The 17,990-nt window shown below is 54.5% G+C and carries 15 protein-coding genes; 2 read left to right on the top strand and 13 right to left on the bottom strand.

Translation table 11 applies throughout. From position 1 onward, the window contains the following. Window positions 1-473: 473 nt before the first annotated feature. On the top strand, window positions 474-2,357 hold the full coding sequence (locus NYE74_RS12450; protein ID WP_051985324.1) for a right-handed parallel beta-helix repeat-containing protein: 1,884 nt from the start codon (window positions 474-476) through the stop codon (window positions 2,355-2,357). On the opposite strand, the gene NYE74_RS12445 is transcribed toward NYE74_RS12450, so the two are convergent. From NYE74_RS12445 to NYE74_RS12425, 5 genes are all read right to left on the bottom strand, one after another. Continuing rightward, window positions 2,354-2,488 carry a hypothetical protein gene (locus NYE74_RS12445; RefSeq protein ID WP_255310260.1) on the bottom strand — a complete coding sequence of 45 codons (135 nt, stop codon included), beginning with the start codon at window positions 2,486-2,488 and terminating at the stop codon, window positions 2,354-2,356. The two genes, NYE74_RS12450 and NYE74_RS12445, sit on opposite strands and share 4 nt — an antisense overlap. A gap of 144 nt (window positions 2,489-2,632) precedes the next feature. Next, complete coding sequence (locus tag NYE74_RS12440) at window positions 2,633-3,082, bottom strand: disulfide oxidoreductase (protein WP_036620739.1); 450 nt, start codon at window positions 3,080-3,082, stop codon at window positions 2,633-2,635. Window positions 3,083-3,101: 19 nt separating this feature from the next. Next, window positions 3,102-3,821: a DsbA family protein gene (locus tag NYE74_RS12435; protein WP_341004811.1), complete on the bottom strand. Its 720-nt coding sequence runs from the start codon at window positions 3,819-3,821 to the stop codon at window positions 3,102-3,104. 94 nt (window positions 3,822-3,915) lie between these two features. Then, complete coding sequence (locus tag NYE74_RS12430) at window positions 3,916-4,038, bottom strand: hypothetical protein (RefSeq protein WP_255310261.1); 123 nt, start codon at window positions 4,036-4,038, stop codon at window positions 3,916-3,918. Window positions 4,039-4,135: 97 nt separating this feature from the next. Then, window positions 4,136-4,759 carry a 50S ribosomal protein L25 gene (locus tag NYE74_RS12425; RefSeq protein WP_036620734.1) on the bottom strand — a complete coding sequence of 208 codons (624 nt, stop codon included), beginning with the start codon at window positions 4,757-4,759 and terminating at the stop codon, window positions 4,136-4,138. Window positions 4,760-5,024: 265 nt separating this feature from the next. On the opposite strand from NYE74_RS12425, the gene ppk1 reads away from it, so the two are divergent. Continuing rightward, a complete protein-coding gene (gene ppk1 / locus NYE74_RS12420; RefSeq protein WP_326043835.1) occupies window positions 5,025-7,136 on the top strand; it encodes a polyphosphate kinase 1 in 2,112 nt (703 codons plus the stop codon). Here ppk1 and NYE74_RS12415 read toward each other — a convergent pair. From NYE74_RS12415 to NYE74_RS12380, 8 genes are all read right to left on the bottom strand, one after another. Next, the gene (locus NYE74_RS12415; RefSeq protein ID WP_326043834.1) at window positions 7,096-8,640 is read right to left on the bottom strand and encodes a Ppx/GppA phosphatase family protein; all 1,545 of its coding nucleotides are present in this window, start codon (window positions 8,638-8,640) and stop codon (window positions 7,096-7,098) included. The two genes, ppk1 and NYE74_RS12415, sit on opposite strands and share 41 nt — an antisense overlap. Before the next feature lie 384 nt (window positions 8,641-9,024). Then, entirely contained in the window at window positions 9,025-9,939 is a 915-nt protein-coding gene (locus NYE74_RS12410; RefSeq protein ID WP_341004810.1) for an IS1595 family transposase, read from the bottom strand. A gap of 473 nt (window positions 9,940-10,412) precedes the next feature. Further along, window positions 10,413-12,125, bottom strand: coding sequence for a phosphoenolpyruvate--protein phosphotransferase (gene ptsP, locus NYE74_RS12405; protein WP_328272436.1), 1,713 nt, complete (start codon window positions 12,123-12,125; stop codon window positions 10,413-10,415). Beyond that, window positions 12,118-12,393 carry an HPr family phosphocarrier protein gene (locus NYE74_RS12400; protein ID WP_036620725.1) on the bottom strand — a complete coding sequence of 92 codons (276 nt, stop codon included), beginning with the start codon at window positions 12,391-12,393 and terminating at the stop codon, window positions 12,118-12,120. The genes ptsP and NYE74_RS12400 overlap by 8 nt, the downstream gene beginning before the upstream one ends. A 129-nt stretch (window positions 12,394-12,522) precedes the next feature. Continuing rightward, window positions 12,523-14,586 carry a glucose-specific PTS transporter subunit IIBC gene (ptsG, locus tag NYE74_RS12395; protein WP_326045206.1) on the bottom strand — a complete coding sequence of 688 codons (2,064 nt, stop codon included), beginning with the start codon at window positions 14,584-14,586 and terminating at the stop codon, window positions 12,523-12,525. 224 nt (window positions 14,587-14,810) lie between these two features. Beyond that, window positions 14,811-15,656 (bottom strand): glucose PTS transporter transcription antiterminator GlcT, encoded by an 846-nt coding sequence (gene glcT / locus NYE74_RS12390; protein ID WP_036620721.1) that lies wholly within the window; start codon window positions 15,654-15,656, stop codon window positions 14,811-14,813. A 188-nt stretch (window positions 15,657-15,844) separates the two neighbouring features. Next, window positions 15,845-17,419, bottom strand: coding sequence for an SPFH domain-containing protein (locus NYE74_RS12385; protein ID WP_445323399.1), 1,575 nt, complete (start codon window positions 17,417-17,419; stop codon window positions 15,845-15,847). A 17-nt stretch (window positions 17,420-17,436) separates the two neighbouring features. Further along, window positions 17,437-17,964 (bottom strand): NfeD family protein, encoded by a 528-nt coding sequence (locus NYE74_RS12380; protein ID WP_124332583.1) that lies wholly within the window; start codon window positions 17,962-17,964, stop codon window positions 17,437-17,439. Window positions 17,965-17,990: the final 26 nt, after the last annotated feature.

Raw genomic sequence — 17,990 nt, 5'->3', positions numbered from 1 at the left:
CCGGAAAATAAGTACAAAAAATGCCGCTAACGGTGATGAACATGCTTATATCCGGATAATAAGAACATAAAGTACCGCTATTTTATGAGCTGACACCCAAATCGTCCGACATAAGCTGTAGGTTTTGCTAATTTTGCTAGTTTTGCCAGTTTTGCCGGTTTTACCGGTTTTGCAACTTTCGCCCCCTGGCCCCTGCTCTTGTCCCTCCCGCCTTATCCCATCCATTACCTGGCCGCTCTTTGTCCGTTTTTTGTCCTTGCCTTGTCCGCTTCATGGCCCTTCGCCGCTCGCGGGTTCTGTTACTTTGGTAGTACGGGAACCTTGGGGAACTGCCCCTTCGGAGCCCGAGTGAAAACACCGTACGGGTACTTAAAGACTTTGCGCAAAGGAGATGAAGTTTACACCGGAATACTTAAACGGCCCTAAGGCAAACAAGTCAAAAATCAAGAGGCAAAAGACAAGGAGGAATCATAATGAACAACCAGCATGTAAACAAAACGCAACCGGCAGCAAACAGCACGGAAAATGTTAAGGGGGCAGTGACCGGTATGGCCGCACAGCCTGCCGCCGTAAACGCCACCTGCTACGTCATCGATCCGGCGCAGTGGGGCATCAAAACCGACGGCACCGAGGCGGTAAAAACGACGGAGGGCTTGAACAAGGCGATCGCCCATGCAAAAAGCGCCGGGTATAACGAAGCGTTTATTCCGAAAGGGACGTACTTGATTCAAGGCGTCGGGACCACCTTTCCAAACACTCCGGAAAAAGGCGGCGGCATCGTGGTGCCGTCCCACATGAAGCTTACTTTGGATCACGAGGCGGAACTGAAGGTTCAGCCAAACGCGGAGAGAGGTTACTCTTGTATCTATCTGCGCAAAGTGCAAAATGTCACGATTTCAGGCGGGATCATCACTGGGGATCTGGACCAGCACGATTTCAGCAAACTCCCGAAATCGACGTATGAATGGGGCTTTGGGATTTATGTCCACGGCGGTAAGAATATTACGATCGAAAATATGAAGATTCGCAAATGCATCGGCGACTGCATCTTTCTCGGCTCGGTGGGCCTGTTGGGCGTAGACCCCGATTATGACAAACCGGAAAAAGTAGCCATCCGCAACTGCTCATTGGACGGAGCACGCCGGAACAACATTTCGATCACGGCTGCCGATGGCGTCTTTGTAGAAAACAATGTAATTACAAACGCAGGCACCGTCAAGGGCACCAAACCTTGGGCCGGTATCGATATCGAAGGATACGGCGAAGGCGCTATCGACTACGAGGAACCGCGCAGAGTTGTCGTCCGGGGCAACGTGTTCCGCGGCAACGCCGAGGTTTCCGTGCTGAACTTTAACGGTTATGGAGTAATTATCGAAGGGAATCACGCAGACAATACGTTCTCTTACGGTAATGGTACGGATACGGTTATCAGCAACAACGTAATGGTCCGGACGGACGGTAGCAAAGTCGCCATCGCAGCGCAGCAGGTATCGAACGGATATGACGGAAACAACGTGACGATAGTCGGCAATATCATTAAAGGCTTCAGCAGCGGCATCGACGCCCGCGGGAAAGACGTGGTCGTGACCGGGAATACGGTGTCCCATTTGGGCAACACGGGCGGCACGGGCATCGGCGTATGGGACGCGGAAAACGTATTGGTCGCGGACAATGCCGTGCACCGCTGCGCGGGCCTGCCTTACAAGGTCGACAACAGCAATGACGTACAATTCCTGAACAACAAGGCCCTCCATTCGGAACGCTTCGGCCTCGAACTGGACAAGTCCACCAATGTCGTGCTGCGGGGCAATTCGTTTGGCCAGTGCAATGGCGGCATATCCATCAAAAACTGGGGGACAAAGGGGACATCGGTTTTCGCGGAAGGCAATTATATCGACTGCGCCAGCTACACAGGAAAACAAACCAATAATTACGCGATCAGCTTCGACAAAAACAGCGATGTTACGCTCAAAGAGAATTATATATTTGGCTCCCGATCCGTCGCCATTTACGGAGAGAGCAGCGCCGGCAAAATCGTTAAAATCGCCGACAACGAAATTTCAGACATCACAGGCAATTCGGCGATTCAAATCAAGGGGGGGCAGCGCGCCGAGATTGTCGGCAACCGCATCACCTTCAAAAGAAAAGATGACGCTGCGTACGGTATTTCATTAGCTGATAACGCCGAGGATGCAATCATCGCTCAAAACACGATTTATTCCAATAACGGTAAATCTATACCCAACGCCATCGTAACCGAAAGCTCGAAACGAACCAAGGTTCTAAACAACCTGCTGATCAATGGCAAAATGTTGCTCAATAAAGATGACACCAATATCGGCAACACGATCGTTTAAACGTCCAGCGTTTTACCGGACCGCCATTTCCTGACGTAATAAACGATCATGAGCACCAGAGGTATGGCGAAAGCCGCCGTCTCCAGGCCCAGGCGTACGCCATATACGATAAGGATAATTCCGCTGCCCACCGCTTTATCTCATCATCTGGCTGTATACACCGGTGAATGATTGGTTTCAGCGTATGCTCGGGTAAAACGTCAAAAAACCTGTCCCTATTAACCTGCTAAAGGTGATAGGGATAGGTTTTTTATTAAGATTATAGAAATTACTGGTTATATCCGCCCTTCCGGTTCCTCCGCCTCGGCCTTGCGGCGCGCCGCCAGCAAGCACAGGACGATCAGAACGAAAGCGGTCAGCGCCATAAACGGTATTGTAATAAAACCAAGCCAGCCGCTGCCCAAATAATCCACGTTGCAAGGAACCCCCACTTTGCAGGGAACCAGCCGCGCCAATCCCGGAATTTTTTGCTCACCGTAATGGTAAAGCGAGATCGTTCCGCCGATGATGCAAAGCGGCAGCACGTACGGAATGATGCTCCGGTCGTTCCGGTAGGCCGCGATGCCCAGCAAAATGACCTGCGGATACATGAATATCCGCTGGAACCAGCAGAGCCGGCACGGTTCATAGTGCAGCACCTCGCTGAGATACAAGCTGCCCGCCGTAGCGACCAGCGCGACCAGCCAAGCAAGGTAAATGCCGTAATCCCTTAGAAAAGCCCGCACGCCCGTTCCTCCCCGTTCGTTATTTGCCCTGGAGTTCCTGATCGATGTATTTTTTCAGAGCAGCGTAATCGCCAACGTTGCCCGCATACTCAATACCGTTAATGAAAAACGTCGGCGTGCTGTTTACGCCCAGCTTGTCCCCTTTGGCGTATTGTTCATCGACTTCATTTTTATAAGTCGCTTCCGTTATGTCCTTCTGCAGCTGGTCGTAATCGATCGGCAGCTTCAGCTCTTTGGCCAGCGCGACGAGAAACTCCGCCGAAGCCCATCCGCTATTCTCATCGCCTTGGCGTTCATAAATCGCATCGAAATAAGTCCAGTAAGCGTCGGGGTTTTGATGAAATACCGACTGCGCCGCCAAAGCCGCCGTATGCGAATCCGTCCCGAGAATGGGCAGATTCATAAAATAAAAAGCGGCCTTGCCTTGATCTACATAGTCTTTGACCAGCTCCGGTTTGATCAGTTGATTTACGTTTTTGCAAGCCGGACACTGGAAATCGCCAAATTCTACGATCTTCACCGGTGCTTCGGCATTTCCAAGCACAGGGAGGTTCACATAATCAAACGATGCCGTTTCTGATTTCGGTTGCGGTTGGATCGCCAGGACGGCGATAATCAGCACGAGCAATACTCCCACCGTGCTGAACCAGATCAATCTTCTCGTTTTTTGTTTTTGCTGCTGCTTGAGCTGCTCGGCTTTGCGCTGGGCCAAAGCGTTGGTTTTCGTTTTCGGCGGCATGCGAACCCTTCTTTCTGAATAAAATCTTGCAATATATGTTGAACTAATGATTGCGCGGATAGGACAGCCGTTAGTTTAACTTATGTAATCCCGGTTATCCTGCAACCATTCTAGTTACAAAAGCGGGTTTCGTCAAGCTTTCCTCTTCTCCTCCCCTCTCTACCTGTGCCTTATCTTCTACTTCGCTGATAATTTTATAATTTCTGGTATTTTTCAAAAAACGAGCCGCTTCCTGCGTGATCGCGCAGGGAGCGGCCCGCCTAACGGCAGCCTGAACTCCAGGCCCATGATCTTGCCGGTTTTTAGTCGGTCCTTTATTCGCCGGCTCCTTCGGCCCCCGCGGGTTCTTCGTCACCGTTCCTGGCCGCATCCGCCTCCGCTGAACGCGGCAGAACGATCGAAGCCAGCAGCTCGTCCGCTTGCGAATGCAAAACAACGCCGTCCGGAAGCCGTACGTCCCCGGCCAGCAATTTATCGCCCGCATCCAGGGATGAAATATCTACATCCAAGCTGGCCGGCAAAATATCCGGCAGCCCTTCCACCTCCAGCTCCGTTTCCTGGATTTGCAGAACTCCGCCAACCTTCGTGCCTTTGGCCGTACCGATCAAGTGCACCGGCATTTTTACGCGGATCGGCTTGTTTTTGGTCACCTGCTGAAAATCGACATGGACGATTTTCCCGTTATGCTGCTGAATTTCCTTAATCAGCGCCGGAAAAACCTGTCCCCCTTCGACCTTCAAGTCGAAAAACTCCGTTCTTCCGGTACGGACGACCCTCAAAAGCTCCTTCACATCCACATGAACCGCCAGATTTTCGGTTTCGGCCCCGTAGATCACTGCGGGCACCCGGCCGTCTTGTCTCAGCCGGCGCAGCGACGAACGGTTAAACTCCGTTCGGGGTGCGGCATTCAAATAATACGCGTGATGATTTGCATTCATCTTGAACAACCTCCTTGAAATATAAAAACTTCAATGGCAGGCGTCAAAAGACGTCGCATTTCTATTTTACTCCATTTTTGCCGGGAGTGTACAAGCATCGGATGATTTTAGGAAGCGCGATTTTACACGGAATTATAATTTTTACATAGATTTTACAAAAGTAGGTATTTCGCCGGCATATCGGCATTGTAAAATAAAAGATGGAACACCATACTAAAACGAAGATTTTAAGACAGCTTTTCGGCCAATGGAGGTCATGGTAGAGATGGCGCTTGCAGAAACGAAAAACCAAGGTTCAAGATATTTAAACCGCGATTTAAGCTGGGTGGAATTCAACCGCCGGGTGCTGAAGGAAGCGAAGGATCCGGCGACGCCTTTGCTGGAAAAAACCAAATTTCTCTCGATCGTGTCGAGCAATTTGGACGAGTTCATGAGCGTGCGCGTGGCCGGGATCCAGGATCAGATCCGCGCGGGTTACACCAAAAAAGATTTCACCGGCTATACGGCCGATGGACTATACAAACGCCTGATTGCTAGAATCTCGGCGATGGTCGGCGAACAGTACCGGACGTTCCGGGATCTGTCGAGACAGCTCGCCAAAGAGAACATCGTATTTCTAAAATACGATGAGCTGACCTCGACGCAGCGCAAATCTATGGAAACGTACTATCACGACATTATTTTCCCGGTGCTGACTCCGATGGCCGTCGACCAAAGCAGGCCGTTTCCTCTGGTCCATACAGGGTTTGTTTATTTATCCGTCGTGCTGAAGCGGGAAAATGAAGCGCAGAAGCCGGACGAAGAGGAGGAGAAGGAGCCTTATTTCGCGATCGTGCAAATTCCTTCCAATCTGTCGCGCATCATTCCGCTGCCGCATCATTCCAACAGCAAAAAGCAATCCTTCATTCTGATCGAAGAGTTGATCCGCCACCATATTCAAACGCTATTCAGCGGTTATGTCCCGCTCGCCGTGCACGAGTTCAGAGTAACCCGCAACGCCGATTTGGCGTTTGACGAAGAAGGGGCCGAGGATCTGCTCGAGGAAATTGAAAAAGAGCTGCGGAAACGCCGCTGGGGAGCGCCCGTTCGGCTGGAGATCCAAAAGGGTATCCATCCTTACGCGCTGGAAGTGCTGAAGGAGGAATTTGAGATTACGGACGCCGTATTTGAAATCGACGGACCGCTCGATTTAAGCTTCCTCGGCAAGCTGCCGGGCGTGGTCAAAGGGTATCCGAAGCTCCGCTACCCGCAGATCGATCCGGTGTATCCCCGGGAATTCGATGCCGAAGACGATTTTTTCGAGGTGCTTAAGCAACGGGACGTGCTGGTCTATCATCCTTACGAAAGCTTCGACGCCGTGACGGATTTCATCAGCCAGGCTTCGGAGGACCCGGCCGTGATGGCGATCAAGATGACGTTGTACCGGGTCAGCGGCAATTCGCCGCTCATCCGGGCGCTCGCCCGCGCCGCGGAATCGGGCAAACAGGTTACCGTCGTCGTGGAACTTAAGGCGCGGTTCGACGAAGAGCGCAACATCGCCTGGGCCCGCACGCTGGAGAAAGCGGGATGCCATGTCGTGTACGGCTTGGTGGGCCTTAAAACCCACGCCAAAATTTTGCTCGTCGTCCGGCAGGAAGGCCGTGATTTAAGGCGGTACGTGCATGTGGGGACGGGAAATTACAACGACATTACCGCGCGCCTGTATACCGATATCGGCTTGTTTACGACCGATACCGCGATCGGCGAGGACGCCTCGCAATTGTTCAACCTGATCACCGGGTACTCGGACGCCGGCGAGTGGCAGGCGTTTACGCTGGCGCCGACGGGGATGAAGGACAAGCTGTTTGCGCTGATTCGCCGGGAAGCCGAACACGCTGCAGCCGGCAGGCCGGCCAAAATCATCGCCAAAATGAACTCGCTGTCCAACCAGGAGATGATCGACGAGCTGTACGCCGCTTCCCGGGCCGGGGTTTACATCGACCTGATCGTCCGCGGCGTCTGCTGCCTGCGCCCCGGCGTGGAAGGCCTGAGCGAACGGATTACGGTGCGCAGCATCGTCGACCGCTTTTTGGAGCATTCGCGCATTTATTATTTCGAAAATGGCGGGAAGCCGGAAGTCTGGCTGTCCAGCGCGGATTGGATGACGCGCAACCTGACGCGCCGGCTGGAGCTGATGTGCCCCGTGACGAAGCCGGAAACCCGGGAGACGCTCGTGCAGATTTTGATGCTGTCGCTCTCCGACAACGTCAAAGCGAAGCGGCTTGTGCCGAGCGGAAAATACGAGCCGTTCACCGGCACTCAGCCGGCCTGCCGCAGCCAATTTGACGCCCTGGACATCAGCGTGTGGAAGAAGAGCGAACCTCCCACTCCAACCTGAGCTCCCACGCTTTTTTGAAGCTTTTTGCCGCGGTTTCAAGCTGCCTGATCTCCAGGTAAGCTTGACTGCGGCATTTTAGCGTCAGCAGCAGCGCGCCGGAGGACGCCTCGGCCTTGAGCAGCTCGACGTTTTGCGTTTCGCTGGCATCCAGCGCGACGGCCGCTTCCACGATGGCGCCAAGCTTCTGGATCAGGATTTCGTCTCCCTCCGCAAGCAGCTCCCGGTAATTTTCCAAATTCATTTTTTTTCCGTGATTGGCCGGATAATCCGCCGCATACCCGCATATTACGGCCTCACGGTGAGTTAAAGCGCCAAGCGGGGCTTGCGTCAGCCAATATAACGTATGCTTGTCGTACTGGTGGTAGCGCACGGCGCCGCCGATTTTGTACAGCATGGCCGCCGCGGCCGCGATCTGCCGGGTTTTCGCCCCGCCGGTTGCGGCGGCTCCCAGCAAAAGATCATGCAGCCGGACCGCGTACAGGCTGACCTGCTGAAAATGAGCAAGCGGGGACTGGTTATGAAATGCAAGCAAGCCGCGGGCCTGCAGCGCTAACACTTCGGAGGCGGCGGGAGCCTGCAGCCCCAGCGCATCCTGCAGCAGCCCTTCCCGCAGCCCCGCTCCGCTGATCAGGCAGCAGTCCGCTCCGATGCGCGCAAACACGGTCTGCAGAATAATCAGCCCCGGAGCGATAATGTCGGCCCGCGCTTTGGACAAACCGTCGAGGCGCTTGCGTTTTTCGAGCGGCATGAACGGCAGCGTTTCGGCATAATGGCGGATGCTTTCCGGAGCCAGCCTGTAATAGTGGGCGAGCCGCAGCGGATATTTCCGCCGGCGCTGGTCGAGCTTGCCGAGCGTGCGGATCGTGCCGCCGAGACCGATTAACGGCAGCCCCGGATGGGCGGCCATCCATGGATGGCCCGACAGCATCCGCTCGATCTCGGCCGCCAGATTGGCCGCATTTTCGGCCGTCCACGGTTCTTTTCCGTTCCCGAATTTAACCTGGGCATTCACCGCCCCTAAAGGGAGCGAGATGCTGTGCAGCAGTTTACGGTCCCGAAACAGCGTGATTTCCGTGCTCCCTCCCCCGATGTCGATGATGAAGCCATCCTCCTCCGCCATGGCGCCGGCGACGCCGAGAAAGCCGAAATAGGCTTCCTGCTCCCCGGTAAGAATTTCGATCTCAAGTCCGGTATGCCGCGTGAGCAGTTCGGCAATTTCCCCCGCATTGGCCGCGTTCCGGATCGCCGCCGTCGCGGCGACGCGGATTTGCCGGCAGCCGTACACGGCGCAAATTTCCCTGAACTGCTCCAGAATCGGCACGATCGAAAGAACGTCCTTCCGCTCCATGGCGCCGCCCGAATTCATCTTTTCGCTGAGCCGGGCGGACTCTTTAATTTCCTGAATCAACCGGTACTCCCCTTGCGGCGTTGCTTCATAAATAGCCAGACGGATAGAGTTGGATCCGATGTCAATGATTCCGATCGTCATATGGCTGTTTTTCATAGTTTGCTCCTGACATCCCTTTAAGAGGTTCTTAAAAGTAAGTTTTACCTCACTTTATCCCAAATTCGTCCAAAAATAAACCTTACCGAGGTTAAATCCGGCAACATTTTCAGCTTTTCGCAAGTACGGATTTGTTTGAGGGCGTTAAAAGCGTACAGGGCAGGGGAGGGGATGCCGATGGGTTGTGGGTTGGTCGGCAGATCAATATCTGATGTCCGGGCGCTTTGCACCATTATCCCGTTTGATCAGGGAAGCAGAGAAGAAGATAAATTCAGGAGAAGAAAATATATTTGTAAGAAGCAGTCATGTTCGAGATCATTAGACAGGTTATTGCTGCAACCTGAATCCGTCTGCATCAATGCCGGCACCGTTCAAGCGCCACGATCAGGCCGCAGCCGCAAGGGGCTGGTTCGGTTGGCGCGCGATCAGCCGGCGGTAAGGGATTGCCGGAATCGCCACACACATGCGCAGCAACTGCTGCCGCATCGTTTCTTCCGCTTCAGGCAGTCCTCCGGACAGGCGCAGCCGGCGGCGTCCGGTGTATTCGTTTAGGTACGCCTGCAGATGCTTCACCCCCAAGGCTCCATACGTACCCTTCAGCGATTCCCACGCCTCTCTCACCACTTTCCGCAAGGGCGCATACAGCCGAAAGGCCAGAGGGAACGACTGCACCGCCGATGTACGGACATCCACATGCTCGCCAATAAACGCGGTTAGATCGTGACGGTCTGCCCTTTTTTCGCCTCCCCGCTTATGCGGCACCAGGCGGATTTTGACGTGCTCCGGCTCGCCCGATTCCGTGACCGTGCAGCCGGCTACGACCGCCGAGGCATACGGATGCGAAAGCTGACACCGGGACGGGTTACGCCCATACTGATCGCTGTTCACCTTCACATCTCCGGAGAGCAGCTCCCGGGCATCAAACTCTCCGACGGCATGACGTATTTTTTTCAGCATCGACCACGCGGTCTTGTAGGTGACCCGGATCACCTGGCGCAGCCGCGTCGCCGAGATGCCGTCAGGGAGCAGGAACAACTCCAGCGACTGGAACCACTTCACCAGTGGCAGATGCGTTCCTTCAAAAATCGTGTCGACCAAAGGCGATGTTTGATGCTTGCACTTTCCGCACTCGAACAAAGGGATATGCCGGGAAGTCACACGGCTGCACCGGTTGTGAGCGCAGCGCGGGCAGACGAAGCCGTTTGGCCACTTCATCGCGATCAGCGCTTCCATGCAATCCTGCTCGCTGTTATAACGACTGCTGAATGGTTGAAGTTCCGTTCTCGCATTGGCTTCCATATCCGCTTACCTCCCGAATCAAGAATACACGAACATAAGTTCCGTTAATTTCATTATACCAAACATGCGTTCCCTTATCAAGCCGAAAATCTCACCTTAACCGCCTCATTTTTTCCTTATTAATCCTTATCCTAGCCCCTAACACCTATCCACTGAATGAAAGGGATAATCGTGCAAAGCAGCATGCAGGGACACCAGGACACCAGGACACCAGACACGAATGCTACATATAGACAGCCGCCTCAGTCCTCAGTTCGGGTCCCCGTCAAATCCAATCATGCTACTGCATTTACTAGTAAATTTCCAATTCTATTGGATATATCCAATGGCAATGCCTAATACTTAAATTCACCTAGAAAAAACCGGCGCCTCGGAAGGCGCCGGCTTAAACAGAGAAACCCGCAAAACTAGTTTGGAAAAGAATAGATAGAACTTCCTAATACGGCTAATTCGGCAATTTCGCCTACTTCGTCTTACTCGCCGATACCGCGCACCAGTTCCACGACTTCCTCCGCGGTCCGCATTTGCAGCGCTTTGGCTGCCAAAGCTTCCATCTCCGTTTTGGAAAGCTTGGAAATCTGCGAGCGTGCCGGTAAAATCGAGGTCGCGCTCATGCTGAACTCATCCAGGCCGAGGCCGAGCAGCAGCGGAATCGCCACTTTATCGCCCGCCATCTCGCCGCACATGCCGGCCCATTTGCCTTCCTTGTGGGCGGCGTCGATCACCATTTTCACCAGACGCAAAATCGCCGGGTTATACGGTTGATACAAGTAGGAAACGCGTTCGTTCATGCGGTCGGCGGCCATCGTATATTGAATGAGATCGTTGGTGCCGATGCTGAAGAAATCCACTTCTTTGGCGAATTGATCGGCCATAACGGCAGTCGAAGGAATCTCCACCATAATGCCGAGCTGGATATCGTCCGCGACCTTGACGCCTTCGGCCGTCAGCTTCTCCTTCTCTTCCTGGAGCACCGCTTTGGCCGCGCGGAACTCGTCCAGCGTGGCGATCATCGGGAACATGATCCGCAGTGAGCCGTAAACGCTCGCCCGAAGCAGGGCGCGCAGCTGCGTGCGGAACAGGTCCTTTTGCTCCAGGCAAAGACGGATGGCGCGGAAGCCGAGGAACGGGTTCATCTCCTTCGGCAGATTCAGGTAAGGCAGCTCCTTGTCTCCGCCGATGTCGAGCGTTCTGACAACGACCGGCTTGCCCTCCATTTTCTCCAGCACCGTCTTGTAAGCATTAAATTGAACTTCCTCCGACGGCAGCTCGGTGCGGCCCATGTACAAGAACTCGGTGCGGTACAAGCCTACGGCTTCGCCGCCGTTGTCGAGCACCCCGGCAACGTCGTTCGGCGTGCCGATGTTGGCCGCCAGTTCGACGTGCACGCCGTCCTTCGACGTGGTCGCCACTTCGCGCAGCTTCTTCCACTCCTCGATTTGCTTGAGGTGGTCGTCGCGTTTTTGCGTGTATTCCTTCACCACATCGTCGGACGGATTGATGATCACCAGGCCGTCCAGACCGTCCACGATCACCAGATCGCCGTTGTTTACTTTGCCGAGCACCTCTTTGGTCCCGACGACGGCCGGAATCTCCAGCGAACGGGCCATAATCGCGGAGTGCGACGTTCTGCCGCCGATATTCGTCGTAAAGCCTTTGACGTATTTGCGGTTAAGCTGAGCTGTATCGGACGGTGTCAAATCCTCGGCGATAACGATGACTTCCCGGTCGATCTCCGCCGGATTGACGTAGGTGAGGCCCAGCAAATGGGTCAGCACCCGTTTGGTGACGTCCCGCATGTCCGCGGCGCGTTCCTGCAGGTACGCGCTTTTCATGTTCTCGAACATGGCGATAAACTGGTTTGCCGTCTCGTCCAGCGCGTATTCCGCGTTCACTTTCTCGCTGGAAATTTTGTCGCGCACCGGATCCAGCAGCTCGGGATCGTTCAGGATCAGCAGGTGGGATTCGAAAATCTCCGCTTTCTTCTCGCCAAGCTCTTGAAGCGTGCGCTCTTTGATCGCTTCAAGCTCCTGCTGCGATTTGGCCAGCGCTTCGTCCAGCCGTGCCAACTCGGCGGCGGGATCCGAAGCATCCCGGCGTTTTACCGTAAAATCGGGATGCTCCAGTCTGAACGCCTCGGCGATGGCCACGCCGGCCGAAGCGGCGATGCCGTCGATCTTAAGCATTTACTTCCCCTAACCCCTCGTTAACCATGACGTCGGTGAGCGCTTGAAGAGCTTCTGCAGCTTGTTCTCCTTCAACGGACAACGTAATGGTGTCCCCTTGCTCCAGCCCCAGGGACAACACCCCGAGAATCGATTTCAGGGTCACTTTTTTACCCTTCGCTTCGGCAAAGGATTCAGCTCCTTTAAACTTGTTGGCCGTATTTACCAATGCCGTAGCAGGGCGTGCGTGGATACCGTCTTCATCCGTAATTCTAAAGGTTCTTTCCATAATAAAATCCTCTCGCTTTCTCGTGAATGTAGTATAAATATATATCAACGCTCCCTTTTATTTTAAGGGAACGCGATTACAATTCCAAATTTTCTGCCGGCGCCCGTGACGCTAGGGCGCCGGCAGCTTTTATTTGATTGTAACGATATCGGGCTCGCCTTTCGCCAGCTTGCCGGTTTTGTTCAGCTTGACCGCCGCCCCTTCCGGCAGGTTGGAGAACACAATCGGCGAAATGATCGAAGGCGCGTGCTCCTTCACGTAATCCAGGTCGACCTCCATAATCGGCTGTCCGGCCGAAACCAGGTCGCCTTCGTTCACGAGCACCTTGAAGCCTTGCCCTTTCAGCTTCACGGTGTTCACCCCGATGTGCACCAGCACTTCCTTGCCGCCGTCCGACATGATGCCGACGGCATGCTTGCTAGGGAACACATTAAACACCTTGCCGTAGACCGGAGAAGCGATGACCCCGTCATGCGGCAGAACCGCAAAGCCGTCGCCCGTCATTTTTTCCGCGAACACCGGGTCCGGCACATTGGAAATATCCATCAGTTCGCCGTTGACCGGCATCACGATATCCTCGTTGATGATGGCGTCGCCGTCCTGGGCCGCCTGCCGCTCCACTTCGGCAGGTTTGTCCGCCTCCGTCTTCTCGGCGGCTCTCGGCGCCTTGCCGTTCATAATATCGGCAATTTGCGTCTTGATCGTATCGGAGCGCGTGCCGAAGATCGCCTGGATATTGTTGCCGACCTCCAGGACGCCGGAAGCCCCCAGATTTTTCAGCCGGTCCTTGCTTACGTTGGCTTTATCCTTAACTTCAACCCGCAGCCGCGTGATGCAAGCGTCCAGGTGGACGATGTTTTCCTGTCCGCCCAGCGCGGACAAAATGTTGTGCGGCAGCTCATCCTGCGTAACTTTTCCCCGGCTGGCTTCCGCATCTTCATTATCATCAGCCGGGTCTTCCCGTCCCGGCGTCCTGAGGTTGAACTTGCGGATGACGAACCGGAATCCGAAATAATAGATCACGGCCAAAATCAAGCCGACGATGATGACGTACCACCAAGGCGTGCGGTTTGGAATAACCCCGAAAATCAGGTAGTCAATCAAACCGCCGGAGAAAGTCATCCCAACTTTTACGCCCAAAAGATGCATCGTCATAAACGACAAACCGGCAAAAACACAGTGCACTGCGAACAGGACCGGAGCTACGAACAAGAACGAGAATTCGAGCGGTTCGGTAATCCCCGTCAGAAACGAGGTCAACGCCGCTGAGCCCATAATCCCCGCCACATATTTCTTGTGCTCGGGTCTGGCCTCGTGATAAATGGCGAGCGCCGCCGCCGGCAAGCCGAACATCATGAACGGGAATTTGCCGGTCATGAACGTTCCGGCCGTAAACGGCACGCCGTCGCGAAGCTGAGCCATAAAGATGTTCTGGTCACCGCGCACCAGTTGGCCCGCCGCATTGGTGTATTCCCCGAATTCGAACCAGAACGGGGAATAGAAAATGTGGTGCAGACCGAACGGAATCAATGCGCGTTCGATAATCCCGAACACAAACGCGGACAACGTCCGGTTCTGGTCCAGCATGAAGTGGGAAGCGGCGTTCAGCCCCGATTGAATCGGCGGCCAGATGACGACCATCAGCAAACCGAGCAGCACCGAGGTGGCCGCCGTCATGATCGGAACAAACCGTTTTCCGGCAAAAAATCCGAGATAAGACGGCAGTTCGATTTTAAAGAAGCGGTTATACATGGCGGCGGCCAATATCCCGACGATAATCCCGCCAAACACGCCGGTGGCCAGCGTCGGAATCCCCAGCACATTGGCGTAGGCCGCGTTGGTTCCGATCATCGATGGCGTAACGCCGATGACCGTCCCCATCGTCACGTTCATCACGAGATAGCCGATAATCGCGGCCAAGCCGGCGACGCCCTCGCCTCCGGCCAGACCAACGGCAACGCCGACGGCGAAGAGCAGGGCCAAATTCGTGAATACGATCTGCCCGGCGTTCATCATGACGGTCGCTACCGCATGAATCGTATGGTTGTCCAAGGCTGGAACCCGTTCAAGAAAGTCCGGGCTGACCAGCATATTGCCGATCCCCAGGAGCAGTCCTGCAGCAGGGAGCAGCGCGACGGGCAGCATAAGCGCTTTCCCGACCCGCTGCAAAACACCAAAGAAACGCTTGAACATAATGCACCCTCCTGAAATATTAAATGATCATAACAACAAAAAAGCATGAGTCAAAAAAGACTTTCGGTTATCGTTTCGTTAGGGATAGAATACCCCGTAATCCAACGATACACTCAAAAACCTTTTATCAACTCATGCCTGATCGAATCAGTTACACATTGTGATTTGATATTGTTGTTAATGCACTTGAAATTATAGCAGACCTATTTTGCTTACGCAAGAGCTTAGTTGATCTCGGGCGGAACGATGCGGTGCAAGTGCATTGTCAAATAGGAGACTTCCGCCTGATAAACCGGCATTTTCAGGCGTTTCTCCATCACTTTGGTCAATTTCCAAGCGAGCGCATACAAGGTCGGATACTCGCGCTTAAGCAAGCTTTCCAGCTTATCGACTTCGGCCACCCGCTCGCCGCGGCGAACCCGTTCGATGGCAAACCGCAGGTGCGTCAGCAGCCGCGAGTAGTCAAGCGAGTTCCGCAGGATGGAAAATTGCAGATCATCCTCAATAATGCCGACCAAATCGGCGATCAGTTGGGCATGCCCCCGCACCTCGCTGATGTGGCGGTTCGTCATGGCGCTGTTGATGTGGAGCGCCACGAATCCGGTTTCATCCTGGCCGAGATCGACGCCCATTTTCCGGCGGATCAAATCGATGGCATATTCGGCCAACTCGAATTCCAGCGGATACAGCTCCTTCGTCTCAAACAGAAACGGATTGTGAAAGGCGAGATCCTGCTCCGCCCGCTTGATGGCAAACGCCAAATGGTCCGTGAGCGCAATATGGATGTGCTCATTCAATGTCGCTTGCGTTTTGCTGGAAATATACATGATGATTTCGCCAATGAGCTCAATCAGTTGTTCGTCCACCTGGGGAATTAGCTGTTTGTATTGTTCCTGTTCCTGCTGATTCGTAAGAATGAACAGTTTCTCTACCGCCTCAAGAGGAATGGACTCGCCCGATTTGCGGTTAAATCCGATGCCTTTGCCGATCACAACGACTTCGCCATGATCCGGATGGTTGGCGATAATGACGTTGTTATTCAACACTTTGGCCACGCGTAGACTGTTCACAGGTCGCACCTCTTCTTGTCTATTCTCCGAAAACATGTACGCCCATTATAAACGATTGGCCGAGCCCTTGTCAGCCGTTTGCGAATAAATGTATAGGACGACCGCCGCAAAAAGCGCTTCAGCCGCAAAACAAGAGGCCGTCCTAACTGCTTAGGACGGCCTCTTTGGGTCCACTGAAGTCCAATCTCTTACTCTTTAGCTTCCCGCGATGCCGCGCTTTCCAGCACAACCGCCTCCCGGCCGGCCTCGCCGCTTCGTGCCGAAGCTGCGGGCGTCCCCTCCGCCGGCTGCGCGGACGCCACCGCTTTGCCTTTCGTCAAGCCTTGAATCAAGCGATCGAGTTCGATGCCGGACACGCTTTTCAGCATATCCGGAGCCGTCGCCATTAATTCCGTGACGTAATTGCTGACGCGGGCCGCCCCTTCGCCTTTGCCCGTATCGACCACCGTCAATTTATCGATGGAGGACAATGGACTGGCGATTTGTCCGGCCAAGTCGGGAAGCATTTTGACAACGATATCCAAAATCGCCGCTTCTCCGAACTTCGAAAACGCCTCGGCCAGCTTCTCCTTGGCCTCTGCTTCCGCCAACCCGCGCAGGCGGATGATCTCGGCTTCCGCGGAGCCTTTGGCCCGCTCGGCTTCGGCGATCGCCAAACCTTCCAGCCGCTTCTGTTCGGCCGATGCTTTCGCCTGGGTTTCGATGGAGTATTGCAGCGCGTCGGCTTCCCGCATCTTCCGCGCCTTCTCGGCTTCCGCCGCCTGTTCGACCGCGTAACGGTCGGCATCGGCTTTTTTCTTCACTTCAGCATCATACTGTTTCTGACGTACGTTGATTTCTTTATCCTTCAGATCGATTTCCCGTTCCTTGCGCACGAGCTCGACCTTCATTTGCTCCTCGACCGCAATCTGCTTGGCCCGGGCCTCCTGGATGAAATAAGCCTGGTCGGCATCGGCCTTGGCGGTATCCTGCTCTTTTTTGAAGGAAGCGATCTTCAGCTCTTTTTCCTTCTCCGCTTCGGCGATATTCGTGTCCCGCAGCAGTTCCGCCTTTTGCCCGGACTCTTCGGCCAGCGCCTTTTGAATCCGCGCATCCCGCAGCGCTTCCGCTTCGGCGATATCGGCGTCCCGTTTGACCGCCGCGATCCGCGGTTTCCCCAACGCCTCCAAATAGCCGTGCTTGTCACGGACATCCTTAATCGTGAACGAGACGATCTGCAGCCCCATCTTTTTGAGGTCGCGCGCCGCCACGCCTTGCACCTCTTGGGCAAATTTATCGCGATTGCGGTACACTTCCTCGACGGTCATGGAGCCCAAAATGGAACGAAGATGCCCTTCGAGCACTTCCTGGGCTTCGCCTTTCAGCGATTCGATCGGCTTGCCCATAAACTGTTCGGCCGCGGTAGCCACGTCCTCGATCGAGCTGCCCACTTTGATGATCGCCACGCCGTCGGCCGAAACCGGCACGCCCTGTTCGGTATACACTTCAGGCGTCATTACGTCAAGCTTGTGGGACAATAACGATAAGTACTCCGCTTTCTGAAAAATCGGCCAGATAAACGCCCCGCCGCCGCGGACGATTTTAATTTTGCGGCCGGACTGGTCATCGGAAATATTCCGGTTGCCGAGAAAAGAACCGGTCACGATCATCGCTTCGTCCGGACTTACGGTTTTGTATCTGGCCCAAAAGGCCAGGCCCAGCACAAGGATGACCGCGATCACAACAACGGGAATCAGAATAATGTCAGGAATGCTTTCGAACAATCACATCAGCTCCCTCTTCAAGATTGGTGTTCATACAGCTCGGATACTCGAACGGTTCCGTCCTTCGCATCCACGACGACAACGCGCGTTCCGGCGGGAATTTCCCGATGGTCAAAGCTGGAGGCGATATGAATCGTGTTGCCGGCCACCAGCGTTACCATCACTTCGCCGAAACCTTCCGAAGGAATCGGCACGGTCACCTCGCCCACTTTACCGGGCAGCTCCGCGGTCGAATAACCGGTGGAATTTTCGCTGTTTTCCGCCGGCTTGACGTAAGCGAAGTAAACTGCGGCGGCCAGCGCCAAAGCGATGACGAGCGCAAGCGCGATCACGGCGGCGTTCCCGAGTCCGGTATAGCGATGCAATAAAATCCCGGCCCCGCCAAAGCTGGTTACCGCCGAAGCCGTAATGACCGGTTTGAGGAAATCGGCGGACACCGCGTCGAAAATCCCGTCTATCCAGCTGCCGATCAAGTCTCCGATCAGCGCGCTGACGACCGCAAACAGCGCTCCGCCGATAAAGCAGGACCAAAACAGCGTTTCCATGCCGTCCCTCCTTTCGATAAACAAAT

This window comes from Paenibacillus sp. FSL P4-0127 (genome assembly GCF_038007325.1).
Classification (GTDB): domain Bacteria; phylum Bacillota; class Bacilli; order Paenibacillales; family Paenibacillaceae; genus Fontibacillus; species Fontibacillus macerans.
The sequence above is the reverse complement of the archived record's forward strand: the minus strand, read 5'-3'. Positions and strand labels throughout refer to the sequence as shown.

Coding starts and splice junctions, on each gene's coding strand:
- NYE74_RS12450 (WP_051985324.1), top strand. CDS start 474: ATGAACAACCAGCATGTAAACAAAACGCAACCGGCAGCAAACAGCACG.
- NYE74_RS12435 (WP_341004811.1), bottom strand. CDS start 3,821: ATGCCGCCGAAAACGAAAACCAACGCTTTGGCCCAGCGCAAAGCCGAG.
- NYE74_RS12425 (WP_036620734.1), bottom strand. CDS start 4,759: ATGAATGCAAATCATCACGCGTATTATTTGAATGCCGCACCCCGAACG.
- ppk1 (WP_326043835.1), top strand. CDS start 5,025: ATGGCGCTTGCAGAAACGAAAAACCAAGGTTCAAGATATTTAAACCGC.
- NYE74_RS12415 (WP_326043834.1), bottom strand. CDS start 8,640: ATGAAAAACAGCCATATGACGATCGGAATCATTGACATCGGATCCAAC.
- NYE74_RS12410 (WP_341004810.1), bottom strand. CDS start 9,939: ATGGAAGCCAATGCGAGAACGGAACTTCAACCATTCAGCAGTCGTTAT.
- ptsP (WP_328272436.1), bottom strand. CDS start 12,125: ATGCTTAAGATCGACGGCATCGCCGCTTCGGCCGGCGTGGCCATCGCC.
- NYE74_RS12400 (WP_036620725.1), bottom strand. CDS start 12,393: ATGGAAAGAACCTTTAGAATTACGGATGAAGACGGTATCCACGCACGC.
- ptsG (WP_326045206.1), bottom strand. CDS start 14,586: ATGTTCAAGCGTTTCTTTGGTGTTTTGCAGCGGGTCGGGAAAGCGCTT.
- NYE74_RS12380 (WP_124332583.1), bottom strand. CDS start 17,964: ATGGAAACGCTGTTTTGGTCCTGCTTTATCGGCGGAGCGCTGTTTGCG.